16 protein-coding genes are annotated in these 23,414 nt (G+C 58.3%); 5 read left to right on the plus strand and 11 right to left on the minus strand.

Going from position 1 to position 23,414, the window contains the following annotated elements; all coding sequences use genetic code 11:
- The first annotated feature begins 151 nt into the window (after positions 1-151).
- Entirely contained in the window at positions 152-1,132 is a 981-nt protein-coding gene (locus BLT65_RS02445) for a hypothetical protein (protein WP_091774465.1), read from the plus strand.
- Between the two features lie 279 nt (positions 1,133-1,411).
- On the opposite strand, the gene BLT65_RS02450 is transcribed toward BLT65_RS02445, so the two are convergent.
- Positions 1,412-1,987 (minus strand): hypothetical protein, encoded by a 576-nt coding sequence (locus BLT65_RS02450; RefSeq protein WP_091774467.1) that lies wholly within the window; start codon positions 1,985-1,987, stop codon positions 1,412-1,414.
- Between the two features lie 230 nt (positions 1,988-2,217).
- On the opposite strand from BLT65_RS02450, the gene BLT65_RS02455 reads away from it, so the two are divergent.
- Positions 2,218-2,499 carry a helix-turn-helix transcriptional regulator gene (locus BLT65_RS02455; protein WP_341865820.1) on the plus strand — a complete coding sequence of 94 codons (282 nt, stop codon included), beginning with the start codon at positions 2,218-2,220 and terminating at the stop codon, positions 2,497-2,499.
- Between the two features lie 101 nt (positions 2,500-2,600).
- Here BLT65_RS02455 and BLT65_RS02460 read toward each other — a convergent pair whose 3' ends face one another.
- The 7 genes from BLT65_RS02460 to BLT65_RS02490 all read right to left on the minus strand — a co-directional run bounded on the left by BLT65_RS02460 (position 2,601) and on the right by BLT65_RS02490 (position 17,829).
- Complete coding sequence (locus BLT65_RS02460; RefSeq protein WP_091774471.1) at positions 2,601-3,239, minus strand: hypothetical protein; 639 nt, start codon at positions 3,237-3,239, stop codon at positions 2,601-2,603.
- 1 nt (position 3,240) lies between these two features.
- The gene (locus tag BLT65_RS02465) at positions 3,241-3,537 is read right to left on the minus strand and encodes a hypothetical protein (RefSeq protein WP_091774473.1); all 297 of its coding nucleotides are present in this window, start codon (positions 3,535-3,537) and stop codon (positions 3,241-3,243) included.
- Positions 3,538-4,578: 1,041 nt separating this feature from the next.
- A complete protein-coding gene (locus tag BLT65_RS02470; protein WP_091774476.1) occupies positions 4,579-5,445 on the minus strand; it encodes a peptidylprolyl isomerase in 867 nt (288 codons plus the stop codon).
- Positions 5,445-7,274, minus strand: coding sequence for a ShlB/FhaC/HecB family hemolysin secretion/activation protein (locus BLT65_RS02475; protein ID WP_091774478.1), 1,830 nt, complete (start codon positions 7,272-7,274; stop codon positions 5,445-5,447). The genes BLT65_RS02470 and BLT65_RS02475 overlap by 1 nt, the downstream gene beginning before the upstream one ends.
- Positions 7,274-9,313, minus strand: coding sequence for a two-partner secretion domain-containing protein (locus BLT65_RS02480; protein ID WP_091774480.1), 2,040 nt, complete (start codon positions 9,311-9,313; stop codon positions 7,274-7,276). Before BLT65_RS02480 ends, BLT65_RS02475 begins: the two co-directional genes overlap by 1 nt.
- 374 nt (positions 9,314-9,687) lie before the next feature.
- Positions 9,688-10,068, minus strand: coding sequence for a hypothetical protein (locus BLT65_RS02485; RefSeq protein WP_091774482.1), 381 nt, complete (start codon positions 10,066-10,068; stop codon positions 9,688-9,690).
- A 12-nt stretch (positions 10,069-10,080) separates the two neighbouring features.
- On the minus strand, positions 10,081-17,829 hold the full coding sequence (locus BLT65_RS02490) for a beta strand repeat-containing protein (protein ID WP_143036470.1): 7,749 nt from the start codon (positions 17,827-17,829) through the stop codon (positions 10,081-10,083).
- A 468-nt stretch (positions 17,830-18,297) separates the two neighbouring features.
- Here BLT65_RS02490 and BLT65_RS02495 point away from each other — a divergent pair, with 468 nt between their 5' ends.
- The gene (locus tag BLT65_RS02495; protein ID WP_091774486.1) at positions 18,298-18,735 is read left to right on the plus strand and encodes a GNAT family N-acetyltransferase; all 438 of its coding nucleotides are present in this window, start codon (positions 18,298-18,300) and stop codon (positions 18,733-18,735) included.
- 35 nt (positions 18,736-18,770) lie between these two features.
- Here the strand turns inward: BLT65_RS02495 and BLT65_RS02500 are convergent, their stop codons facing one another.
- Both BLT65_RS02500 and BLT65_RS02505 read right to left on the minus strand, forming a co-directional pair.
- On the minus strand, positions 18,771-19,673 hold the full coding sequence (locus tag BLT65_RS02500; RefSeq protein ID WP_091774488.1) for a DMT family transporter: 903 nt from the start codon (positions 19,671-19,673) through the stop codon (positions 18,771-18,773).
- A gap of 350 nt (positions 19,674-20,023) precedes the next feature.
- On the minus strand, positions 20,024-20,557 hold the full coding sequence (locus BLT65_RS02505; RefSeq protein ID WP_091774490.1) for a GNAT family N-acetyltransferase: 534 nt from the start codon (positions 20,555-20,557) through the stop codon (positions 20,024-20,026).
- 212 nt (positions 20,558-20,769) lie between these two features.
- On the opposite strand from BLT65_RS02505, the gene BLT65_RS02510 reads away from it, so the two are divergent.
- The gene (locus tag BLT65_RS02510) at positions 20,770-21,321 is read left to right on the plus strand and encodes a hypothetical protein (protein ID WP_091774492.1); all 552 of its coding nucleotides are present in this window, start codon (positions 20,770-20,772) and stop codon (positions 21,319-21,321) included.
- Between the two features lie 515 nt (positions 21,322-21,836).
- Entirely contained in the window at positions 21,837-22,811 is a 975-nt protein-coding gene (locus tag BLT65_RS02515; RefSeq protein ID WP_091774494.1) for a LysR family transcriptional regulator, read from the plus strand.
- Positions 22,812-23,024: 213 nt separating this feature from the next.
- On the opposite strand, the gene BLT65_RS47770 is transcribed toward BLT65_RS02515, so the two are convergent.
- Positions 23,025-23,414: porin (locus tag BLT65_RS47770; protein ID WP_244186398.1), on the minus strand; the 390-nt coding region annotated here is incomplete at its 5' end.

Genomic DNA, 23,414 nt, shown 5'->3' on the forward strand with positions numbered 1-23,414 from the left:
AGCTTGACGTCGCGCTTGCAATTTCGCCTGTGCTTGCGCTCGGGCGTTGGCCGACAGTTGATCACTGTATGCCTTTTCCTGCGCCCGCCCCTCAAGTTCCGACATGAGGATGCCGTTCATTGATACTTATCTTGTCGCTACAAGGAATGTAATGGATATTCGACAGAGTTCTGAGAGAGTGGCTGACGTACCAGCCAAGGTCGCTCCGACCCGTTCAGCTTTGGAAGTACACTCGACTTTTGAGCGGTTCATCGACTTGGCGTCCAAGCTTGCTGCGCTCGGCGCGAAAGTAGGAGTTTTCATCGGGGGCCTGTGCTTCGGTATTTACTGCGTGCGTATCGGCTACTTTCCCTCTGATGTATCGATCGGTGACGGCTTTCTATTCCTTGTGATGGCCTGCTCTTTTGGGATGCTCTATCTGGTGCTCGTGGCATCACTCGTTGGTCTTGGTATTGTCGCTTCCCCGGGTTTGCGGCCGATTTTCAAGTGGATCGGGCATGCGATTAGCAAATGGAAGTCTCGCCAAGGTCTAGGCTCGCACACGTTCAACAGAACGGCGGCCGTCAACGAGTGGGCAGGGTTCGACAGCAGTGCGATCCCATTTGCAATTGTGGGTGTTCTGTTTATCTGGGGATTCGCCCGTATAAACGTTGCCGCGTTGTGGACCTTGCCTTTGTCTGCGGTGTCTCTCTATGTGCTCTACAGTGTCTACTGGAACAACGATCGAAAACTCACGGCAATCGTAAAGCGTCGGACCTCGCCTATTGTGCAAGCACACGAATCGGCTCTGGTCGAAGACATCGAGAGGCTTCGTAGGATCAGAAATCAAGCAATCTTCTTTATGCTTGCGACACCAATGCTCGTCACTGGCGTGATGAGTTCAGTTCTCGATGGTGCGATGCGCGCAGTAAATCTCCGGCAGGACCATGCCATAGTTTATTTGGCACCACCGTATAGCAATCTGCTTCCCACCTATCCTATGTCCAACGCCATGAAAGGTTACGCCGAAATCAAAGATGCCACGGTTCTCTTGCATGGTATTGGAAAGAACACAGTCCTTTCCGCGAAACTCGACCGGGAGACGCGCGAACTTGTGGTACCCGACGACAAGCTGATTATTTCCAGAAAGTAGTATCGTTGTTCGCGCCGCGGTATAACGTATCCACGACGCGATTGGACGAGGTTTCGCAAGCGTGCGCCGCTCTTCCCGCAGCGGCAGCGATATCCCAAATCACATGATCGAGCGCGTACCGTTCTTGCGGAATCTCGTACGTCAGTTTGGCACCGAGCTGCGCTTCTCGCTTCCCCTGCAAAGAGTTTGCCGCGAAGCAAGTTGCATTGGGGACGCGGATTGCCCTCTGGGCGAAGTGGCACCGTACAGCGCCCCTTCGCCGTTGGTTGCAACAAGGTTTTACCACGCAGGGCGAGCGCAAGTAGTTCCGCGCTCAAAGCAACGCCCGTAGTAATCCAAGATCGCCTTGCCCTTTTTAGGATCGGTGATGTTGTCCTCGTATATATCCTGGATCATCGCCGCCAGGTAAGCTTGTGGCTGCGTCGGCAACCCTTGAATCGTGCCGAACGCCTGTTGCTCCGTGAACCCTTTATTCCTGCAGCGGATAAACTTCTCAGCCACGTTGAACTTGTCATTATCTAGGTCGGGGCATAGCGCACGAACTTTTGCGGCGTCATCGGCTTGTCGCTGTGCTTGCTCGCGCGCACGCTTTTGCTGCGCTTCTGCCCGTCTCTCATCCTCCGGATCAGGCGGACAATTTGTCGAGCACGCCGGATGTCGCTTCATATATTCGACCTGCTGGTCGTGCTGTTGCTGCAACATCTGCTGATGCGCGTCTTGCGGAGACTGCGGCTGATTTGCCGCGCTTAACGCAGACTTGGCAGATTGAATTGCGCTAAAGACTGAGCTTGTTTGCGCATGTGCTGCGGATGTCGCGATAGCGAGAGCGACGACAGAGAAATGTACAAGCTTCATAACTGCGTTATCCCGTAGGTGATTGAATATCGATTCGTATGAGAGGCTGCTACCAACATAGGTAGGGTCATCAGACGCTGGTTACGTTCATAACTGCTCCTTTGCAATTGCCGCTTTGTTCGGCTACAAGCGCGTTTACGCGCGAGTGTAGCGTATACAAGTCGTTTGGATTTGTTTATCCCGTGGTGAATAAGTAGTCAGCCGGGCATTCTTGGGGCATGACTTCCAGAATGACAATCAAGGACAAGCGCAATCCTGTAGCGACCGCCATCGGCAGGCGGATCAAGGTTTGTCGTGTCGAGGCCGATCTAACCCAGGAGCAACTTGCCCATGACGCGCTCATTGACCGGTCCTATGTCAGCGCGATCGAGCGGGGCGTTGGCAACCCCTCGATAGAGACGCTTGCAAACCTCTGCTACATCATGGGAATTACGCTTTCGAAGTTGTTTGAACCACTGGACATCTCGCTCAAACCCACCGGTGATCGCCGCGCGAGTCCGGGGAGGAGGTAGCTTCCCCTGCTAGTCCGGATTCCTCGTTCCCCCACCCATCACGGCCGCACGGAAGATTGAATCTGCCCCTGTGACCACGGCCGCGCCGGTCAACCTCGAGGCTACGGTCGGTTAGCCGTGCTCTTGGGCAACGCGGTCCGGCGTAGAGAAATCGCCCCGTCCAGCGAGACGCGGTACTGACAATATGCGGTCACGTATAAGCCGTCAGTCTGGCGCTTAGCAGCACGCGAGAACTCCATCCGAGCATTAGCAGGTCCGAGGCCCGGGTGCTGTTCATATGAGTCGGTGATAAGTAGTGACGTGGGTACAAAGCTCCGACCGTCCATCCGTCCGGACAAGCCGACTGCAAGAACAGCGTGAAGACTTCGCGGACGGTTGACTGGCGCGAAACTTAGTATGACCGGTCGCTGCCGCTGCAGGGCGTCAACCGCAAACCGCAGCACATCGTGATGCTTGCCCTCGGAGTGTTCGATCCCGACCGGAAACTGCAACTCTTCCATGCGCCGCACCAACTCAACGAAGCTGATGCCCTGTGCGTATGTATCCCTCAGTGCTATCCATAGGCGTCTGGAATTCGGCTCGGCCCGTTTTGCCATGATGCGCCCAGGATCGGAGATTAGCCCCAGCACGGTGAGCGCCGCAGCCGCTGCGTGAGTCGCGCACCCACCCGCGACCGCGCCTTGAGAAACGAAGAGTTTTGGATCGGCAAACAGCAGTTTCTGCACGATGATCTCCCCCATTCTAGTAATCGCTGGGCAGCAGAATTGTCGTCGAACTACGGTCAGCTTCCGTGATCACCCAGACTTTTTCGTTAGCGGGGCCAAGCTCGTAAGCGCTCAGGATGCGTGTGCCATCGAGCACTGCCCGGTTATTGGCAGCGCAATCGTATGCATCCAGACAGCCAAAATCGCCGGATCGATGTCGGCCAAGCAACACCCACGGGGTTGTGTCCGTGCGTTGCATAAGCCCAAGCGCGCCTGGCGTGGCGAATGTCCGTCCGAGCGGAAAAAGCGGCGTATGCAAAAGATCCGATTTCATAGGTAGTCCTTAGTTTTGTAGACGAGTGTCATCCCGGACGATGATCCAATGGGCACTCAGTGAAGAAAAGGCACGCCGAAACGCAAGGTTGCAGCGTCGCGTTTCAGGATCGGCAAGGTATTAACCAATGCTCGACGCAATAGATGAGGCAGCCCCGTCAAGACGCGCAGGTAATAGCGAAATTGGAAGCGGGCAGACAAAATCCACTGATTTTTTACCGAAATCGGCCAGAAAACCCGTTTCTTGATCAAATCGTAGCACGAATACACTTTTCATCACAAAAAGCGGCGTGTCGCGACGGGAAGAAATCGGTAATTGTTACCGCTTTACGCGCGAGTCCGAAAAAGGAAGGAAGCGCGGACTGGAAAATACCCCTCCGACCCGTTTTCCGGCCCGTTAGCGCCGTCCGACGATGCCGGGAAGGGTAAGACGTGGGCGTGCAATCTCAACCGCTCCTGCCGCACGCGCTCCAGTCTGGAAGTTTTGTAATATTTGTCGCAGCGCAAAACGGAAACTGCGCGGCCATCTCGGAGCTAAAAATTGACCAGTTTTGCTTAAAAAATAAGCAAAGTGAGCGTTCGAAGGCGATTTCAGGTGGTTGGGAATGCCAAATCTCATAATTCGCAGTGCGAAGCCTGTCTCAGGGTACCGACAGCTTGCCGACAGCGTCGTAACGCAGCCTTTTCCACCGGTTTCACTTCTTGATCGGGGAGGTCGGCACGCGAGGGGCACCAACTCCCACTTCTGACGACCGCAGGCCGTATCTGCAATACATGTCCAAGATGACATTGCCAACTCAGCGTGACATGCCTGCCCTTATATTCGGTTGACAGGCACACGAGCCACCGCGCTCTACAGCGGTCGCTCGCATCTGTTCGATGCACGGGGCGCCGCTCGAAGCGGTCAACGCTTTCGCACTCGAAGGGGTAAGGTATTTGATAGCCAGTCCAGCGGTCCGCCAGGCACCGCCAGCCGAGTTCTTTAGCCCGTTCCCGCAACCGTTCAAATGACGCGCTGCCCGACGGTCTGAGGACGGCGGGCTTATTGCTGGATCGTGGCATTCCTGAACAGATCAGTCGTGAACTGCGCACTGGCTTTTTGCAACGCCAGCCCCTGCAATTGCTGGCGGATCGCGTCCCTGGCCTGCTCAAACGTGGGCACCTGTGTCGGGCGTTTCGCGTCGAGCTTCACGATCACCCGGGTGTTGCCAACGGAAACCGGCTCTGGCGTCACACCACCCACAGGGAGATTTGAAAGCGCCTGCGCTATCGGCAACGGCAATCCACTCGTCTTGCCTTCCATAACCGGCGTTTTGAAACTGACCCAAGGCAGTTCTCCCCCAGCGGCCTTGCTGGGCGCGGTGCTGTACTGGCGCGCAAGCACGTCGAAGGACTTGCCCGCTTTCAGTTCACTGAGTACCGTCGCAGCCGTCATCGCGTCCGCGACGGCGATGATGCGTGGCCGGAACTCGTCCTTGCCGAGCGATGCGACGATCTCGTCGTAGCGCGCTTTCACCTGGGCATCGGTCACGGGCTCGGGACGGATATTGTCTTTCAGATACAACTCGGATTCCGCATTGGCCTTTGCCGCGTTGACGACCTGCTGCACTTCCGGCTTGTTTCCGTAGCCCGCTTTTTCAGCACCCTGCCGGAACAGTTCACGCGCGATCAGTTGTCCTTTGACCGCCTGGCGCAGTTGCGGTGTGTCGGGCTGATGGGTTGTCTGCACGGCAATGCGCACCGCTTCATCGAACTGCGTCTGGGGAATCGCAACACCATTCACGGTCGCGACCGTACTCGTCGGCAGCGAAGCGACGGTCGCCGACGCCAACTGCGCGAACGCCGGCGCCGTGAGGCCCATGCACAGCGCCGACATTGCAACGAAACTTGTCCGGTTCGGAAACTTCATCAGTAGCTCCAGTTCATTGTTCCAAGAATAAGGGTGGACTTGGGTCCAAGCGCAGCAGGCTGAGTCAGCGCGCGTCCAACCAGCAGTTCGCCAGATAGTTGTTGTCGACACCACTGCCATTGCGCGCGCAGCCCGCCGCCCGTGCCGACCAGTGACGGAAAACCCGGGATTGCGATCAGACTCGCCTTTCCTGCATCCAGAAACAGGTATGGCTCTACCCTGCCGTCGTGCCACGCTGGCGTGTTCACCCACGCCAGTTCATTGCGCGTATAGAACCCCCGGTCACCGGCGATCACGCCCGAACGAAAACCGCGAACGTTGTCCATACCACCGAGGAAGAGCTGCTCACTTCCATAGAGCGCGACGTTGACGTATTGCAGTCCAAGGACGCCCCGATACGCAAACTGCGCCGATCCGATCTTCGGGAGTGGCAACGTGTAACTGGCGGTCGCATCGAGCTTGGTGAACTGACCGTGCGCGTCGGCCCGCGCAATGTCGTGTGCGTCGTGGTCCGCTTCCAGCCACGGCAGTCCTTCCGATACGCCTGCATCAAGCGTTACAAACCCTTGCGCATCATTTAGCACGAAGCGATGTAGCCAGTTTCCGCCCACACGCAGCACGGCAATGTGCTGCGGACTCAGATCGAAATCGTTCACTTCCCGGTCTGTGCGCCGCCAGGAAAGTGTCGCGTCGAGATTCAGGGTATTTGCCTGCGACCGGCTCGCCGTATAGTTCCAGCCAAGAATATGACTGAGCGTGCGGCCGTACAGCAGTGCCGTCGTGCCGATCACCTGCTGATATTCGGAGTCAGACAGCGTGTAGCTGAACGTATGGCGACCAAAGGGAATGGCGAACGAGCCAACAAACGCATTGCTCTCCGTGCTGTCGATTACGCTGAGGCTAAGTGATTCCTGGAGTCCGATGAGATTGTCCGCCTCGACGCCCGCCCGATACCGTGTGATACCCGTCGCTTCGCTGCCGTAGTTGTCCACGCCAAGGGTGTAATAGAGGCGGTCGCCGGGACGGTTGTTGATGGCGACAACGGAATCGCCCGGACTCTGTCCTGGCAAAATCTGGACTTCCGCCTGATTGCGACGCAAACGGTTGATCTGCGAAACGCCCTGGTCAACATCGACGAGTCTCAATGCATCGCCGGGCGATGCGGGGAACGCATTTGCATACCCGGCATCGGTCAGCCAGCCGCCCCCCGCTGATGGCTCGTTTTTCTTCAACCGGTGGATCGATTGGCCGTTCACTGTGAACGCCTCGATACGGCCAATCTCGATCGTCACCGTGAGGGTGCCCGACCCAAGATTCTGCGGACCGAGCAGCGCGCGCGTCGTCACATAGCCTGCATCGACGAAAACATCGGTGAGTCTTTTCAGGAGTACATTGATCCGGTTGGTGCCGAGCTTGTGATCTTCAAACGCCGCAGCGATTTCCCGCAAGCGCGCCGGAGACACACCGTCAGGCAGGACGACCGCAGCATCGTGCGGACCTGCGATGACGATGTGATGTACTGAAAACGACGGGCCAGGCTCGGGAATGTCATCGACGGGCGTACCGGGAGAAACATTGAGTGCCGCGCCTGCCCCGGGTGTCTGCAGGGTAACCAACGCTGGCGGCTGGGCAATCTGTCGCTCGCGCGCCCGCTCACGTTGCTCGTCTATCAGTTGCTGGCCTGGGTCTTGAACTGGACGTACTTGCGGAATGATGGGAACCGGTGCGGGTGCCCCGGGCGGTAGCGCCGTTTGTGCAAATACGGATTGGACCGCGATCAGAATACCGAATGCCGCCGTGCCGGGAATACGAGTTCGAAACACCGACATCAGTATCCCAACCACGAAGAGAGCCCGAGGTGCTGACCGATCTGCACCGGCGTGCGCATCGGCGGACGTACCGTTGTGATGCCGCCTGCTGCGGACGTCCCCTTCCCGCCACCAATCGATCCGCCATCAATCACTGCACTGCCGGTGAACGTGACCGAGCCGTTTGCCACGAAGTCGCCGCCGACGTCCATCGCGATAATCTGCGCCCATGTGCTGCCAAAGAACGCCTTGAAGCCCCGGTCCTGATTGATTGCCGAGTAACCTGTCACGCCCTGCGCATAGGTGATGGGAGCGCTGACCTTGATGTCTCCCAATGCGAACACGTTACCGCCAATATTCCGTGCGATGTTGCCTGCGGTTATCGAGAGGTCCTTGCCTGACTGGATCGTGCCGCCATAAGGGGTGACCGTGCTCGATGCACTGGCGTGACAGAAAATCCAGCACCCGCGTGAGTAGCTGGCCTGGCCGGCGAACACAGCCGCATTCGTAAACGTGTCGAGCGCGTTAATCATGATTGAGCCATTGCTCGACTGGATGATGCCGCCCGAGTTCGTCACGTTGGCGCCGGAAATCGAAACGGCGCCGCCGGTCGAAGCGATGTATGCGAGCTGCGAGGGCTGAATCACCGTACCGTAGTCGACGTCGAAACCGCTCGATGTGTGCGTCAGGAGGAGGAAACTTCCGCTCTGATTCGAATACGCAACGGGCGCGCCTGCATTGACACCGCTCGTATGATCGATGATGTTTTGCACGTCCCCTGCGGCAGTGATTGTCACTGTGCCATTGGACAGAACGCGTGCGTTGTCGTTGACGATATTGCCCTTTGCAGTCAGGGTAGCGGCGCCGTTGGCCGAAAAGATGATGCCAAGGTTTGCTGGCGTCGACCGGTTCGTGATATTACCGCCGGCCGTAAGGACTACATCGCCGCCGGTGGATGAACCGCTCGTGGCCACACCACCCGCCTGGATCGCGCTTCCCGTGTTCGTAATGTCGCCGTTTGCTGTCAGCTTTACCGCTCCCGCCGTGGCGCTGAGAGTCGATGCACCAGCGCCGGTATCGGAAAGCGCGATTGAACCTGCGTTGATCGTTGTATTGTTCGCGGCCGACGTCTGCGTATTCTGCAACGATACGTTTCCGCTGGTGGTCACCGAAATATCGTGCTCTGACCGGATCGATGCGCCTGTCGTTGTAATGTCGCCGTTCGAACTGACAATCACATCGCCAGCGCTGCCATAGAGCTTCCCGAGACTGCGAACGCCCGCACCCTGATCTGTGACGATAAGTTGAACCCGGCCTCCGGTGAGCCCACCCGCTGACGTGATGTCGATAGCGAACCCCGATGCAGATGCGTGCGGGTTCGTGGTGGATGCTAGCCAGTCGTGGCTATTATCTGATGGCGAGAAACTCGTGTCCCAGGTCGTCGTGCTGCTGCCGATCGTTGCACGTACACCGCCCACGGATGTCGTGAAATCGTTGGTCACTGGTCCGTTGATGGCCAGTTGCTTCGATACGAGATCGAGATTGACGAGTGTGCCCGACAGCCCACCCGGACCGATCGCGATGGCACCGCCGTTTGTCGTAAGCACGACATTGCGCTGAATCACGCCTGGTGCCAGCGTGATGTCGTTGAAGGTGACCTGCCCTGTCGTAAGGACAACGTGCCCTGTATTCTGGAAGCTGCCGCCGTCTACGGTCACGCCGTTCGGGTTCGCGAGGATGACGTTCGCTCGCGGCCCCAGGACATTGATCGCACCTTGGATCAATGATGGGTTGGTGCTGGTGACTTCATTGACGATGGTCTTTGCATTGACCCCGACGTTGTTGAGATCGGCCCCGGCCTTCGACACATTGAACGACGTGTAGGTGTTGTGCGAGACGCCACCGATAGTTGGTGCAATGTTGACTGTCTGATGACCCGATGCTGAAGTTGATACCGACGTGGCTGTATTGCCATCGTTAACAATTCCAGCTGCGAAGACCGCGTTCGACGCCCCAACGCAAACCAATGCCGAACGTAGCAGCAATACCTTGTAATGCATACGGCAAATCCCCGATACTGAATTGATTTTTTCTAAAGCCTTCTATGGATCGCAAGTGATCCAACTTCCTCCGCCAGCAGAGCATTCGTTGCAGCAGCACCATGTCGAATTGCTTCGAAGCGTGCGTCGTCGCCAACCACAACACGACGTACCACCGACAAATGCGCCTCGTCGAGGAGGTGCGTCGCCGCGATGACACGGAACGCATTGTCCAGTGGTGAGCACCTAACTCTCGGGCGATGGCTAACGACGTGAACCAATCAGCAGGTGTTCAACGTCTAGTTGTGCGCGACCGGCACGCGGCCGGGTTCGTTTCACTGCGGCTGTCCCGGACGACATCCGGCGTACACCTCCGTTACGCTTACGAAGAAGGCTCAAAGTGAGAAGGTCACGCAGCGATTTTCCACTACCGCGCCGACGAGAAAGTCACGAAACGCCACTAGCTCTGACAGTAACGAGTCTCTCGGCATACTCGTTGTCACAGGCTTGTGATCGGGTGTCCAACGATATACGAATTCAACGTTACGCTCGCTCAGTTCCCGTAAAGCGCAGGCCCTTTCGTCTAGCGCTTCAACGACTGCTTTGACTACCGTCACGTCAGCCTCGTCTTCTTCAAATTGATCGAACATCGTGCCGTGTTTAGCGTTGAAGTCCGACCAGAATTTCGACGAGAACAACCATTCGGACAGCGGGCCTGACAAGCGTAGATGGCCCGCGCCTTCATCCACCGACACAACAGACTCTTGCATTCGCATGGCATAGCCTCCTTACTTGACCGGATCGGTATTGTTGAAGTGTGTCAAACCATTTCTCACACCCGACGGAACGCCCGTTTGCGTCGTCTTATTCGGACCAATCAGCGGAACGTTGTTCGGGATCACATTGCCGCTTTGATCAAGATACTGGCCCGCCGCATTCTGCACGCGATAATAATTTCCAGCATTGTCGTACACCACGGACATACCTGTGGTCGGGTTCGTATAGAGCGTCTTTCCAGATGTCGTGTAGGTCACTTGCGGATTTGATCCCACAATGTTCTGCACGGTTTGGCTCAACGATCCGCTCGACCAATTGCCACTATTCGCAGTCGCTCTGGCCGCACCTTGAGGATTGTAGACCGGCGCATCTGCACTGTTTGTAGCTCCCCCTCCAGAGCCGCCCAGGGGCGTGTTCACGGTCTGTGGGTTATTCGCATCGTCGAAACCAACGATCTTCTTCCCGGTGAGCGCGGAGTCGACTTTCGATATGTCCTTGCGCTCCTCATCGAAGCCGTCCTCCTCAGCATGACCAGGGCGGTCCCAATGATTCCCCGTATTGTTAAGCGCCTCGTTCTGCGCCGCCGTTGCACCGCCGATCCAACTCTGTCCTGCCAATCCGGCAAGTCCACCACCGACGAGCGTTGCAAAGGCTGCCAGCATGGCCTGTTGACCCGAGTCGAGCGCAGAGTGCGTCGGATCAATTCCCCCTAGCAGGAGCGGCGATAGCACCGCGCTAGCTGCCGCGCCAATTGCACCACCACCACAACCTTGTCCAGTCGCCGCTCCCGCAAGACAGCCCAATGCCGCGTGCGCCGCCAAATAAGCTGCGCCGTTGAGATCACCGTTGTAATTCAGATCACCGATTCCGTAGGCAACTGCCGCGGCAGCGTCGCTAACCGCGCTGTTGCGCAAGTTAGTCATAAAACTGCCCCCCTCTAGTAGTGTCTGCACACCGGCCTGAATAGTGGCGGTCGCGCCCATGGCAAGTGCCGCAGTTCCGATCGAACCGGTCGACGCCCCCGCCTGAGGGACCATCAAGCCACCCACGGTCTGCACACCCGCTAGCGAAGCGAGGCTATTGGACGAAGCTGTCCACGACCAGCCGACACTACCGCCACCGAACGTAATGCCATTGGTCAGGCCCGCTGTCAGTGCAGCTGTTGCGCCAGCCTCAAACATTGCAGCCACGCTGAACGAACCATCGCCAAATGCCGTCTGGCTCATGGCGCTGCTCATCATGCCGCCGATCGCCGCCGAAAGCGCGACGTTGGCTGTGCCAGCACTCACGACCGTCCCACCTACCGTCCCTGCCGCTGCGAATGCCGACCCGGAACCGGCCGTGGTACCCGCTGCCGCGCCGATTGCCGGCGATGCCGCGCCCGCCGACATCACCGAAATCCCCACGATGCACACCATAATGAAGAGCTGGTCGTACCAGGCCATCCCGCCAGAGATCTCAGTGTGCAGATTGTCGCTGACCGTGGTCTGCGTAAAGCTGCTGCCCAGTTCCCCTTTCAGGTTGGCTAGCAACTGGGCGGTTGCAGCGTTGTCGACGCTGCCGTTGGCATCGACCTGTTGTAGCGCTCCACCAATCTGGTTAATCGCCTGGGCGTGAATGTCATAGTTCGCCGCCGACATGAACCCGCCTTGCTGGACCACCGTTCCCGTGGTCTGCTCCAGCAGACCGTCCGTTATAAGCTGGTAGATGACTCCGACGTCCGTCGAGCGCTGCTCATTGGTCAGCGTGCCCGTATTGACGGTGAGATTCTGTGCGGTAATCGAGCCGGTATTGAGGATGCTGTTCGCATAGTCCAGCGTGACGTTCGTGCCGGTGATTTCGCCGTCCGCGTTGACGACCGCATAGTTCTGCGGAAGCAGCACTTCAGGCATCAGCGCCTGAACGGTCGGACACGCACCATTGCCCGTAACGGTGCAGCCCGGCTCGGGCACCGTCTCCTCGACGTACCAGAGCATTGGCGCATTGACCTGCGCGAGCTGCGTTTCAGAAAGCTGGGTGCCCAGCGCGATGTTGTGCTGTTCGGCGTACTGCAACGCAGCGCCATACAGCGCCGCCGTGTCGAGATTGTTTATCGACGACTGGCCGGAACTGTCCGTCGCAGAGGGTGTGCTGTAAAAGCTCGACTTGCCGGTCGCGACAAGCGCGGCCTGCTCAACCTGCTGGGCCTGCGTGTACGGGTCGTAGTAGAACTGCTTGACCGACGGCTGAAGACTCGCCGGCAACGCAGCGAGCAGCGCGGAAGGAGACAGGTCACCCGTGACGGCCGACGCCGGGTTATTCACCAGGTACGTGACCGAACTGCCCTGCCCCGCGACAGTTTGCACGGTCGGCACGACCGGCTTGCCGACCGTCGTCACGCCAACCGGCACGCCGGTTGGCACACCCGCCGCTCCCGTCACCGAAACCGGCTGGCCGTTGAGGTTTGTCACCTGCCCTGCGCCGTTGACAGACGTCGTCGCACTTGCTGGCACGGCAGGCGGCCCAAGCGAAATCAATTGCCCGGAGACTGTCGGCGGCGGCGTGTACACATGCGGGTTCGTGAGGCCATTGACCAGACTGGAACCGGACAGTGCGACTGTCTGGCCAACGACGTTCCCCGTGTTCGTCAGCGTGGGCGAATTCACCGACAGCGTGTTGCCCGCCTGAATGGTGCCAGGTATGAAATCGGACAAGCCCACCGCCGACGGTAGCCCGGCCGGGTCTTGTGCATCACCGCTGTTATAGGCGCTGCCATAAAGCGTGGCGCACAGCGACGGGTTGGCCGCACAGCCCCAGGTGCTGGTGCTTTGGCCTGCTGGCGAGCCATGCCAGTATGCATTCAGGTACTGGTTGCTGCTCGATGCGCTCGATGTCGCGTTGACAGTGACATTATTGAGCGCCGTGACGAGACTGCCTGTATTGCTGAATGTCCCGGCCTGGATGCTGACGTCGTGATTCGCAGTGATCGTACCCGGGTTGGCCGACTGCACGTCGAGGTAAGCTTCACAGCCCTGGCTGCAGCCAGCGAATGGCGAGCCACTGCCGTAGTTCTGGTGAATCTGGGCGGGCGCAGCGATCGTGTTCGTGACGTTCGCCGCGTTAATCCGCGCGTCATTGCCAGCCGCGATCGCACCCGATGTGTTCGTAACACTACCCGCCTGCGTGGTCGAAGTCGCGGTCGTGCCTGCGCCGCCAATCACTACGTTATGGCCTGCGACCAGATCGCCGTAGGTATTGTTGACGCTCCCCGACGCGATCACGATATCGTTACCGGCCGCTACTGTCGCGTTAGTCTGCTGATAACTGTATGACGTCGAATTCGGATTGCTGGTCGCACTGCTGTTGCAGCCGGAAAAGCCCGGCGCGCATCCAGCTGTGGTCGTGAGCGTCGGCGTATTGGTGCCCTGGTTCGTGAAGCTGCCAGCCGAGACGTTCACGTTGTTGCCCGCCACAACCGAGCCGGCGTTGACGAGATTGCCGCCCGAGAGATTCACATTGTTCCCAGCAGCGATCTGGCCGGTCGGCCCCTGCACCGTCACGGACGACGACGTTGACAACGTCCCGACCGAACCCGGCGCGCTGAGCGCTATGCCGGACGGATCCAGACATGTACCACGGCTGTTCGGACAGCCATCGTTGCTGGAGGTGCCGTCGGCTGCATGGAAACTTCCCCAGACTGAGATCGACTTCGGGGCCTGCGACAGGAAACTGTTGATCGCTGATATGTCGACCGTGTCCGTCACAGTCGAGGTGTAGCTAGTGCCACCGTTCGAGAGGGACTGGACGTTGATGTTCGCATCGTTGCCCGCAGTGACCGTACCACCCTGGTTGTTCAATGCGTTCGCGTTGAGGCTGAGATTGTGCCCTGCTGCGATCACCGAGGAAGCGCCCCCCATGCTGCCCGTCGTAGTAGTCGTCTCCGTTGCGGTGGGCAGTTGCAGGGTAATGGTTGAGATGCCTTGACTCGCATTGTCCGGCGTCTGCACGAACCACCGGTTCTGAACAATCGGATTGCCATTGCGGTCCGAGCCCGTGACGGTCGGAATTTCAACGAGCGTCACGGTATTGCCGTTCACAGCGGGGTTAACTCCACCACTACTAAAGCCTCCGTCCACTGAAAGCGCGTCGGCGAGCGAAACGCTTTTCGTGGTCGACGTCACGTTGCAGCAGGTCGTATCACCACCGTGCCCGATCCAGCTTGCCACGTCGATGATCTCGGTACCCACGACCAGGCCCAGGGCGAGCGCTGTGTTATCGACAGTGGTCGTCGTCGTGGTGGTGCTACCTGACGTGGCGCCCGAGTTGCTGACGCTGTTCGCGGTTAGCGCGAGATCGTTGGTCGCAGTAAGCGTACCGCCGACATTTGTGAGATCGCCTGTCAGGTTGACATTGAGATTTCCGCTGCCCGGCGCGCTACCGCTGCCGCCAGCGCGCGTCGTGCCGCCCGAATTGTTGTAGCTCGAACCGCTGATGGTGAGTGTGTTCACCGCCGCGGCGGTGCCAGCGTTGGTACCTGAGCCATTGAGCGTGAACGCGTCGTTGGCCTGCAACGTCGCGTTCGTCTGATTGGCCAGTGAACCGTTGATGGTAAGGTCCTGCGCCGTAACAACGCCCGAGTTGGTCACCGCACCATTGAGCGTGAGCGTGCCAGCACCCTGGTTGATTGTCCCTGCGTTGTTGATGCCCTGACCTGCAGTGACATTGACGGTCACGCCGGGCAGTGTCCAGGCGCCTGAATTGTTGATGGTCCGCACCGAGAGATCGAACGCGCTACCCGCGGTCACAGAACCGAAGGACACTGCCGAAGGATCGATCGCCTGGTTCGAAAGGTCCAGCGCAAGGTTGTGCTGGGCAAGAATCTGTCCGTTCGTGTTATTGAATGTGCCGTTGCCGCCTGTGACGGTCACGTTTGCGTTTCCGGTCGCGGAGGTCGGGTTGTTGACGTCGCCCGCGAAAATCAGCCCGTTGCCGTTGTTCAGCGAACCCGTTGTCAGGGCGAGCGCGTTCGTCGCGAGCAGCCCACCCGTATTCGTCGTGCTGCCCGACACGTTGACGTTGGTGGTCGGCCCGTAAATCGTGCCGCTGTTAGTGAGATCAGCCGCGTTGACCGTCATCGTCTGCAACGACGAGAGGCTGCCCTGATTGCTTACCGTCGTGCCCGACACTGTCAGGTTGCCCGCCGCCATTTGCGTGCCGACATTGGTTACCGCTCCGCCTGTCAGCGTCGCATCGCCCTTGTAGGCAGCCGTACCGCCCGTCGTCAGAACCGTCGTACCCTTCGCACTATATGTGCCGCCGATCACCGCATTGGCCGTTGTCACATTCGCCCCGGTCAGGGTCGCGTTGCCGTTCACACTCACTGCAGGTGCGCTTGCGCTGAACGGCGCATTCAGTTGACCGGCCGACGTATCGAGGTTGTGAGTTGCAGAAGCAACCAGGTTGCCACCAATCGCTAGCCCCTTCGTCGCGATATTTGTTCCGGTCAGCGTCGCATCCTGCGAGACAGTGGTCTGGTCGCCGAGAGTCAGGTTCTGACCGGCGTTCAGGGTCGCGGAGCCGGCCGCCGAGACCGCGCCGCCTGTCTCAAGATTGCCGCCCTGCGCGTTCAGGCCCACATTACCCAGGCTCTGGACCTTGCCCTGCGCGGTCAGGTTGGTGCCCGCGTTGACTTTCATGTCGCCACCGGAAAGCGCGTTACCGGCAAGCGTCGCATTGCCAGCGGTGGCCGTTAACGTTTCGGTGCCTACCGCGGTCGTTGCGCCAACGACAAGATTTTGTGCCACCGTGGCGCCAAGATTGTTGCCGGTCTGGATCGAGCCCGACATTGCGAGATTGCGGCCGGCGGTGAGCGTCGTATCGTTCGCCACGCTTACGTTGCCGGTGCCGGTGATGTCCCGTCCAGCCCCCACGACTGCATTGCCCGAGCCGTCCACCTCGAGTACGCCGTCGAGCGTCACGTCACGCGTGGCCGTCACCGTCGTACTCTGCCCGCTGTGGATATCGCCAGCAACCGTCGCGTCCTGGCCTGCCGTGACTGCTGCCTGTCCCGGGGTCGATAACGCCCCGTTGATGACGACGTTGCCGACTGACGACGCAATAGCGGCATTGCCCTGCGACGACACAGTACCGCCCAGGCTCACGCCCTGCTGGCCCACCACATCAAGCTGACCGTTGGTCGTGACATTGCCCGTGGTCGTCGCAGTGCCTGTCGCGCCAATGAGCGACACGTCGCCGACAGCAGCGACAGAACCGTTGACCGTCGCGTTGTGTGCGGCCGTCAATGTCACCGTGCTACCGCCCTGTGCCGCACCATTGATTGTCAGGTCGTGTCCGGCGACAGCCGCGATGACGCCCGGCGCATCAATCCCGGAGTTGACGGTCAGGTCGCCTGCCCCAGCACGTAACGACAGGGTCTGCCCCGTAACCGAACCGACCGTCATCGAGTTCGACGCCGTCAGTGTCGAGTTGCCGTTCGACGCAACCGACGCTGCGTTGAGATTCCCGCCCGCCGTCATGACGGCATCCTGGCCCGCAGAAACCGAGCCCGTCGACGAGATATCGCCACCTGCGTTGACTGTGTAGTTCTGGTTCGCAAGTCCGGTGCCGGAAATCGATGTCTTCCCGGTACTCGCCAAACCGACGTTCTGGTTCGCATAAGTGTCGGCAACCGAGACATCGCCATTGGCATTGACGACAACGTTTCCAGTCGTCGCCATCAGCGAGCCCTGCATGTTGACACCAAGTCCGGCCGCCGTACCGACGATATACACCTGCCCTGCCGTCACCGAGCCGAAGTGGCTGGCATCAATCGCATAGCTGCCCGCAGGCAGTCCTGCCGACGACGCGGCATTGGCCGAACCGTTCGAGGACAGCGCGTATCCGATCCCCGTCGCGTCCGAAGATGTGGGCGATACGAGCTGGTTGCCCGTGATGATGTTGACGCGCTGACTAGCGTTAAGCGGCGCGTTGAGGTTGACGGTCTGCGCGATGAGATCAAGGTTACCGACCGTTCCCGCAATGCCGACACCGGGCGTGCCTTCGCTACCTGGCGGGCCGTTGATCGAGATGTTGCCCGAAATCACGCTATAGGCAAGCGCACCCGCGTGTGCGAAATCCGTCGAACTGCCGCCCACGGCTGTGATGAACTGAGGCGTGCCTGTGGTCAGCGTGAGGTTTGAAATGTTCGTGAGCGAAGTCCCGCCCGGAATCGAGATTCCGTTCGGGTTGGCGATGATGAGCGCTGCCGTGTTGCCGAAAATTTCCAGCGGGCCGGCCAGCACCGACGCGTATTGCGATCCCGTCGAAGTGACTTGTGCAAGGATCGTGGAAGCAGCACGCCCAGCGAGGTTCGGATTCGCGCCGACCTGGCCGCCGATGAGCGACGTCCCGCCAATCGGACTGTTGTTAAAGATCAGGCCTTCGGGACCCGAAGAGAGCGTCTGGAACTGCGAAACCGAAAGCCCCTGCGCATTCGGTGCAGCAATATTGATGACCGGTACGCCCGCCGAACTCTGGGTAACAGTGGGTTGAAACGGAATTGGCGCACGAGGATCAACGATAGGCGCAGCATGTGCCGTCGCATCTGCGAGAAGCACGGCAGGCGCGAAGTACATCACCACGGCCATGACCACCGCGGTCACTTGCATCCACAACGAGTAGCATTTTGGTCCCGTTTCGGGGCCGTACATCAGTCGGTTGCTTTCGCGTGCTATTGTTTGTTGTGTTAATCGGTTAAAGCTCTCTCGGATCGGTCGGCGCATGGAATACCGCAGCTATTCTTTTGTTTGCTATTTCGAGAGATTGCGCAGCAACGCTATCGCTGTGATGGCTTTTTACCAGTACAGCCTGTCGACTCCCGTTTCACGTATTCCGTGCCGGCTATTGTCGAATATAGAGCCGCCCGCCCCCGGACGTGCGCCGATTACGGCGCAGGCTCATCTCTCGTTTTTGTCACATCACCGGCAATTTACCAGAAACATTTTGTAACACCTATTCATCTGAGCAAAAGCCGATGCAGTGAAGCAACACGTCATGCGTTGCGGATCATATCCGGCTTTACGAACCGATTAATACCGACGATAAGCCTACATTCCCCTTTCATTTAACGTTTATTGAGTGCATTGCGTTATTCCTGGAAGCGGACCTTCAAATGCTTAACCCATCGAGAAACCTCGTAACGCGGTTCCGTGCAACAATCGAAATTTTTCGCTTGAGGATCGACTTGAGCCATGACTGAACACCGCTGCAGCGGGTTGGAAATTAGAAGGCTGTCGCCGCCGGAATGGATGCACGCATACCCTGTCATCGCCCAGCTTCGTTCCCTTGAAGAACCCGAATTCCTGGCGCGAATCCGGCTGCAATCTTATGCGGGCTATGAGCTTGTGGCAGCGTTCCATGATAAGCAGATTATCGGAGTGATGGGCATGAGACCCGTCCACACCTTGGCGCGCGGGGCACATCTTCATATCGATGACCTCGTGGTCGATGCGACCGGCCGAGGAAGCGGTGTTGGTCGATCCTTGATGGAATATGCCGAAGCCGACGCCCGTGCTCGTGGCATGAACGCGATATTTCTTGACGCGCGGCCAGACGCCATTCCGTTCTATGAGCGAGAGAACTATGTGCTACACGCCGCACCATCAATGAACAAGGTACTGGCGCCCTGAGGCAAGCCGGCCACGGTTAGCGCCATTCTGTGTCTTTACGCCAGCGGGCCTTCGGCGTCCTTCCTGCGTGCCGCGACGGCAATAGCACTACTGACAATCAACGCAATTCCGAAGAGAGAAAGCGGTTGGATAGTCTCATGCCATATGAAGTAGCCGAAAACCGCCGCCCACACGATGCTTGTGTAGTTGTACGGCGCTAGTCTGCCAGCGTCGGCCTGACGAGATGCGACTGTCATTAAAAGTTGCGCTGCCGTCGCGAAGGCTCCCAGAATTGCCATGATCACTAGCGAACCAGCGGATGGTGTTCGCCAGTTGACTATGAGTGTGCATCCAGTAATGACCGTTCCCACCATAGTGAAAAAAAGGACTGTCGTCTCCGAGTCGTCGGTAGAACGGATGCGTTTTATTTGAACGATGGATAGCGCGCCAAACACGGCGCTCAGGAGAAGGAACGTCGGGCCCAGCCAGCTCGTCTGACCGCCACTCGGGCGCACCACTAGCAGTACACCCACGAATCCAACAACCGCTGCCGCTACCGCTCGTCGTGTTAGGCGTTCTCGCAGAATTAATGGTGCGAGCAGGATAACGATCAACGTCTCCGAATACGCAAGTGCGACTGCTTCACCCAACGGGACGTAAGGCAGTCCGGCGAAGAACAGTCCCGATGCCCCCAGGAGCATCAATGCTCGCACCGTCTGCCCTCTGACATCGATATTCGCCAGTCGCTCAGTCAGGGAATGTCGTCCCGTGCAGCACATCACCACCGCCGGGACCAAACCGAACAGCATCCGAAAAAAAGTTACCTCATTTGCTGGATATAGCAGCGCAACCGTTTTCGCCAGCGCGTCCACCACGGCAAAGCAAAACATTGAAGCGAGTATGCTCCCGATGCTGCTCGCGGTAAGGGAGTTGGCGTGCGTCGCACTGGGAGACGACATGATCTGCCGCAATAGTGATTAGAGCAAGAATGATCTCATAGGCTTAGTTGTGAGCCGAGCCATAATTCAATGCTTTGCACGCGCTCCTGCGGCCGCGCCGCTTGCGAGAGATGCGTCACGCATAATATTCGTCACGCCGATCGGGGAAGGGCCGCGCTCGTCCCGCTTTCGCGGCCGATTGTTGACGATCCAAACCACATAAGTTGAACGGCTGAATGTGTCCGACCAGCGTCCGATGACCGAGCGCAGCGATCCTCGCACGCACGGGATTTCATGCCAAAGGCATAATCTTCCCATTGCCGACAGACAGTCTTCAAAATAGCGGTCAGTCATCTGGGACCGTTTCGCAGTCAGACAGCGATACGCCCTTTGAGACGCACTTCTGTCAGCGCAGCGCCACCAATCTCGATGACCTTGGCGGAGCCGTCGGTCTGAAACCCGCGCTGAACGTAGAAGGACTGCGCCGACTTGTTATCTTTCAGCACCCATAGTGTGACTTCCGAATAGCCCTCGGCATAGAGTCTTTCTGAAGCTTCGCTCATTAACGCCGTCCCGATTCCACGGTTCCAGAAGGCCGGTGCCACGTAAATCGCTTCGATCTCGGCGCAACGCGATTCAACGTCATCATCACGGGATGGCCCGTATGCGATCCAGCCGACTACCGCGTCGCTCACTACCGCGACGAGCACGCATGGCGTTCCAGCCGTCAACGTTTTCAGCCACCTCTCTGCCCTGGTGACCACATCGAGAGCAGCGAGGTATTCGCGTGGGACGATGTCCTTGTAGGCTTCTCGCCACGTGTCCACGTGAACCGTGGCTACCCCCTTGACGTCAGCAGTCGTTGCGGGGCGAATCTCATGTTCGAACGATGACGAGATGTTCATTGGACGATTGGACGAGCGGTCCCGTTTCATAATTGAAAGTTAAACCCGAATGTCTCGCCCTGGCCGAACCCGGAATTCCATGGGCTGACGACGAACGGGCCGCCCGGACTGATCGCCGAACTTCCCTAGTCGACCCGTTACAGACCTTCAGATTTCGCAAAAGCGGTCGTTGATCACTGAGAACGACTGCGATTGCATGTCGATCAAACATCATGGACGCCATACAGTTCGACGAAGTGTTTGCTGAAATTGTCGTCAATCCGTTGAGGAAGGAGGGATTTCGGACAGAAGGAAAAAGCCTCTACATGGACGACGGTCGCTGTCAATTTGCGTGGGCTCGCGGAGGCGGCCGACTCTCTACACGGGGAACGCTTGCCCATATCGTGGCGTTTCGTCATTCGTTCCTGCGAGGCACATCTGAGCAGATACATGCGAAGGCCCCACATGCCGCTAGCGACTATCCGTGGGTATTGAGCGGGGAGCAACTCGTCGGAAGTTTGCACACCGATTGGTGCTTTGATCCGTCGCGCTTGATGGCGCTGCCTTATGGTCGATTCGAATATGCGACGTTATCGCGCGAATTGGCGGTGACTGCGCTGCAGGAGAGGCGCGATGCTTTCCTGCAATATGTATCGTGGTTCCGGAACTTGAACCTGACCGAAGCGCATAGCCAGATTGTTGCGCATACGGACCAATACTGGATAGCTCGCCTTTGGGACACGGACTATCGGGCAGAGTTGAAAATCGATACCCCGAGCAGTTGAAAATGACCTGAGCATACAGAGACAACTGGCGGCGTTCACCGCCGCGATTTCCTTGTCGTTGTAAGGCGTAACAGATTGACGTCCGCGCAATCGCGTCGAATGACTGAAACTGGCGGCCGATCCCGGCAGTTCGAAGCTCGCCGATGATCGAGCGGCGCCGAGCCGCCCCCACCTTCCGTAACCGACCCGCTGCAGACGATCAACAAAATGCTGCGAATGACTCAAGTTCGACATGGTTCGGACCCTCCTCGTTGCACCTTCCCCGGCGCGAGCCGCCGACGCCATCTCGGACGAGTCCGTGTTTTCTGGGTGCCGGCAGGCACGGGGCGGGCATGATATTGAACATCTGCTCTCGAGTGTTGCGCCCGCCCACGGTGTGTCAGCTTCCGGTTGGCTGGCGCCAAATTCAAGGTAGATTCATCCGGTAAGCAGGCATAATGATCGCGCGTTGCGCGACTGGTTGTTTTACGAGTCTTAGCCCAATTGCTAACTCCCGAACTGATGGAAATTGATCGATGGATATGTTGCAGGCCATTCGTGCCTTTGCTCAAGTGGCGTCCGTTGGTAGCTTTACCACGGCAGCCCAAGAACTAGGCGTTGTTACGTCTGCGGTTTCACGTTCCATTGCAGATCTTGAGACACATCTGAACATTCGCTTGTTGCACAGAACCACTCGGCGCGTAGCATTGACCGAAGCCGGGGAGCGGTACCTCTCTCACTGTCAAGTGATTCTCAATCAGCTCGCACAGGCAGAGGCCGAAGCCTTTGGGACGAATGCAGAGCCGTCAGGCATACTGAAGATCGGCGTAACCCCGAGCTTTGACCGGTACCACTTATCGGCTCTAATTTCAGGCTACCTAGAGCGATTCCCGCAGGTTTCCGTGAGCGTGACACTGGTGCAGCAGGTAGAGGAGGCGAAGCTTATTCATCAGGATGCCGTACTTCTTTGCTCATCGGAACCGCCCGAGCGCGGCATGAACTCTGAGTGTCTTGGTGCGATGTCTTCTATCCTCTGTGCATCACCAGTCTATCTGGCGCGTTACGGGGTGCCGAAGACACTTTATGACCTTAAGCAACATCGGTGTATTGATCTCGCTGGCGACGAGTCATCCGGGCAATGGCAATTTGAGGGGCCATTTGGTCATGAGGCATGTTCGGTCGACCACACAGTCCTACAGAGCGACCTATGCGACGTACTCAAGGATTCCATTCTGGCTGGTCTGGGCATAGGCCCATTGCCCCTGCGAGTTGGAATGCAAGAACTGCGTGCTGGGTCGGTGGTGCGCATGCTGCCTGAGTACAGGATGAAGGCGCGTAATGTCCATGTGATTTACTCGTCTCCCCTGCCTCTCGATAAAAAAGTAAGGACATGGGTCGAGTTTCTACATGAAGCGTTACCCCAACGTCTTGCCAGTGATGAGGCCGCGTTCGCGCCTCTTGCTGGGGCGTTGGCTGGCAACGGCATATCCGCAAACGATATACAAAACTGAGGTACTGAGGATGCCGCGAGATAAACGCGGCTTTCCGATTCGGAGGGCTAGCGAGCCAATACACGTCCTCACTTTGTGGAGCGGGTGTCGCTCACGGCGACGCGTTAATTGTGGGGGTCAAGAAACAAAACAAAAAAGCCAGCCTTCTGGCTTGCGCCGTGGCTGGCTTCAGGATACGGCCCGACGTCTCGAGCCGTAGGTCATGTTGTTCTATTAGAACTTGTGACGGATACCCAGGCTGACGATTTCCTGGCTGGTCGAACCTGCGCCGTAGCCATACGAGCCAACCGATGCGCCTGCCTCGACGATCTGGCCCGTGCTTTGATCACGCTGATGGCCGCTTGCTTTCTGGTAAGCACCGAGCAGGTACAGGTCGGTACGCTTCGACAGATTGTAGTCGGCGCCCAGCGAAACCTGGTTGTAGCTTGCCGACGCGTCGCCAGAGCCGTGCGTGTAGGTGTAGCCCAGACCGAGCAGCATTGCCGGCGTGACCTGGTAGCCAGCGAAGGCGCCAGCAACCTGGTACTTCTGCTGCGACGCGAAGCCCGAGAATGCGTCCGGCTTGTACTGCGCGAAGCTGTAACGCAGGTTGAACGTGAACGG

Source organism: Paraburkholderia steynii (genome assembly GCF_900100565.1).
GTDB lineage: Bacteria > Pseudomonadota > Gammaproteobacteria > Burkholderiales > Burkholderiaceae > Paraburkholderia > Paraburkholderia terrae.

Coding starts and splice junctions, on each gene's coding strand:
- BLT65_RS02490 (WP_143036470.1), bottom strand. CDS start 17,829: ATGCGCCGACCGATCCGAGAGAGCTTTAACCGATTAACACAACAAACA.
- BLT65_RS02460 (WP_091774471.1), bottom strand. CDS start 3,239: ATGGGGGAGATCATCGTGCAGAAACTGCTGTTTGCCGATCCAAAACTC.
- BLT65_RS02465 (WP_091774473.1), bottom strand. CDS start 3,537: ATGAAATCGGATCTTTTGCATACGCCGCTTTTTCCGCTCGGACGGACA.
- BLT65_RS02495 (WP_091774486.1), top strand. CDS start 18,298: ATGACTGAACACCGCTGCAGCGGGTTGGAAATTAGAAGGCTGTCGCCG.
- BLT65_RS02445 (WP_091774465.1), top strand. CDS start 152: ATGGATATTCGACAGAGTTCTGAGAGAGTGGCTGACGTACCAGCCAAG.
- BLT65_RS02475 (WP_091774478.1), bottom strand. CDS start 7,274: ATGTCGGTGTTTCGAACTCGTATTCCCGGCACGGCGGCATTCGGTATT.
- BLT65_RS02480 (WP_091774480.1), bottom strand. CDS start 9,313: ATGCATTACAAGGTATTGCTGCTACGTTCGGCATTGGTTTGCGTTGGG.
- BLT65_RS02455 (WP_341865820.1), top strand. CDS start 2,218: ATGACAATCAAGGACAAGCGCAATCCTGTAGCGACCGCCATCGGCAGG.
- BLT65_RS02510 (WP_091774492.1), top strand. CDS start 20,770: ATGGACGCCATACAGTTCGACGAAGTGTTTGCTGAAATTGTCGTCAAT.
- BLT65_RS02500 (WP_091774488.1), bottom strand. CDS start 19,673: ATGTCGTCTCCCAGTGCGACGCACGCCAACTCCCTTACCGCGAGCAGC.
- BLT65_RS02450 (WP_091774467.1), bottom strand. CDS start 1,987: ATGAAGCTTGTACATTTCTCTGTCGTCGCTCTCGCTATCGCGACATCC.
- BLT65_RS02485 (WP_091774482.1), bottom strand. CDS start 10,068: ATGCGAATGCAAGAGTCTGTTGTGTCGGTGGATGAAGGCGCGGGCCAT.
- BLT65_RS02505 (WP_091774490.1), bottom strand. CDS start 20,557: ATGAACATCTCGTCATCGTTCGAACATGAGATTCGCCCCGCAACGACT.
- BLT65_RS02515 (WP_091774494.1), top strand. CDS start 21,837: ATGGATATGTTGCAGGCCATTCGTGCCTTTGCTCAAGTGGCGTCCGTT.
- BLT65_RS02470 (WP_091774476.1), bottom strand. CDS start 5,445: ATGAAGTTTCCGAACCGGACAAGTTTCGTTGCAATGTCGGCGCTGTGC.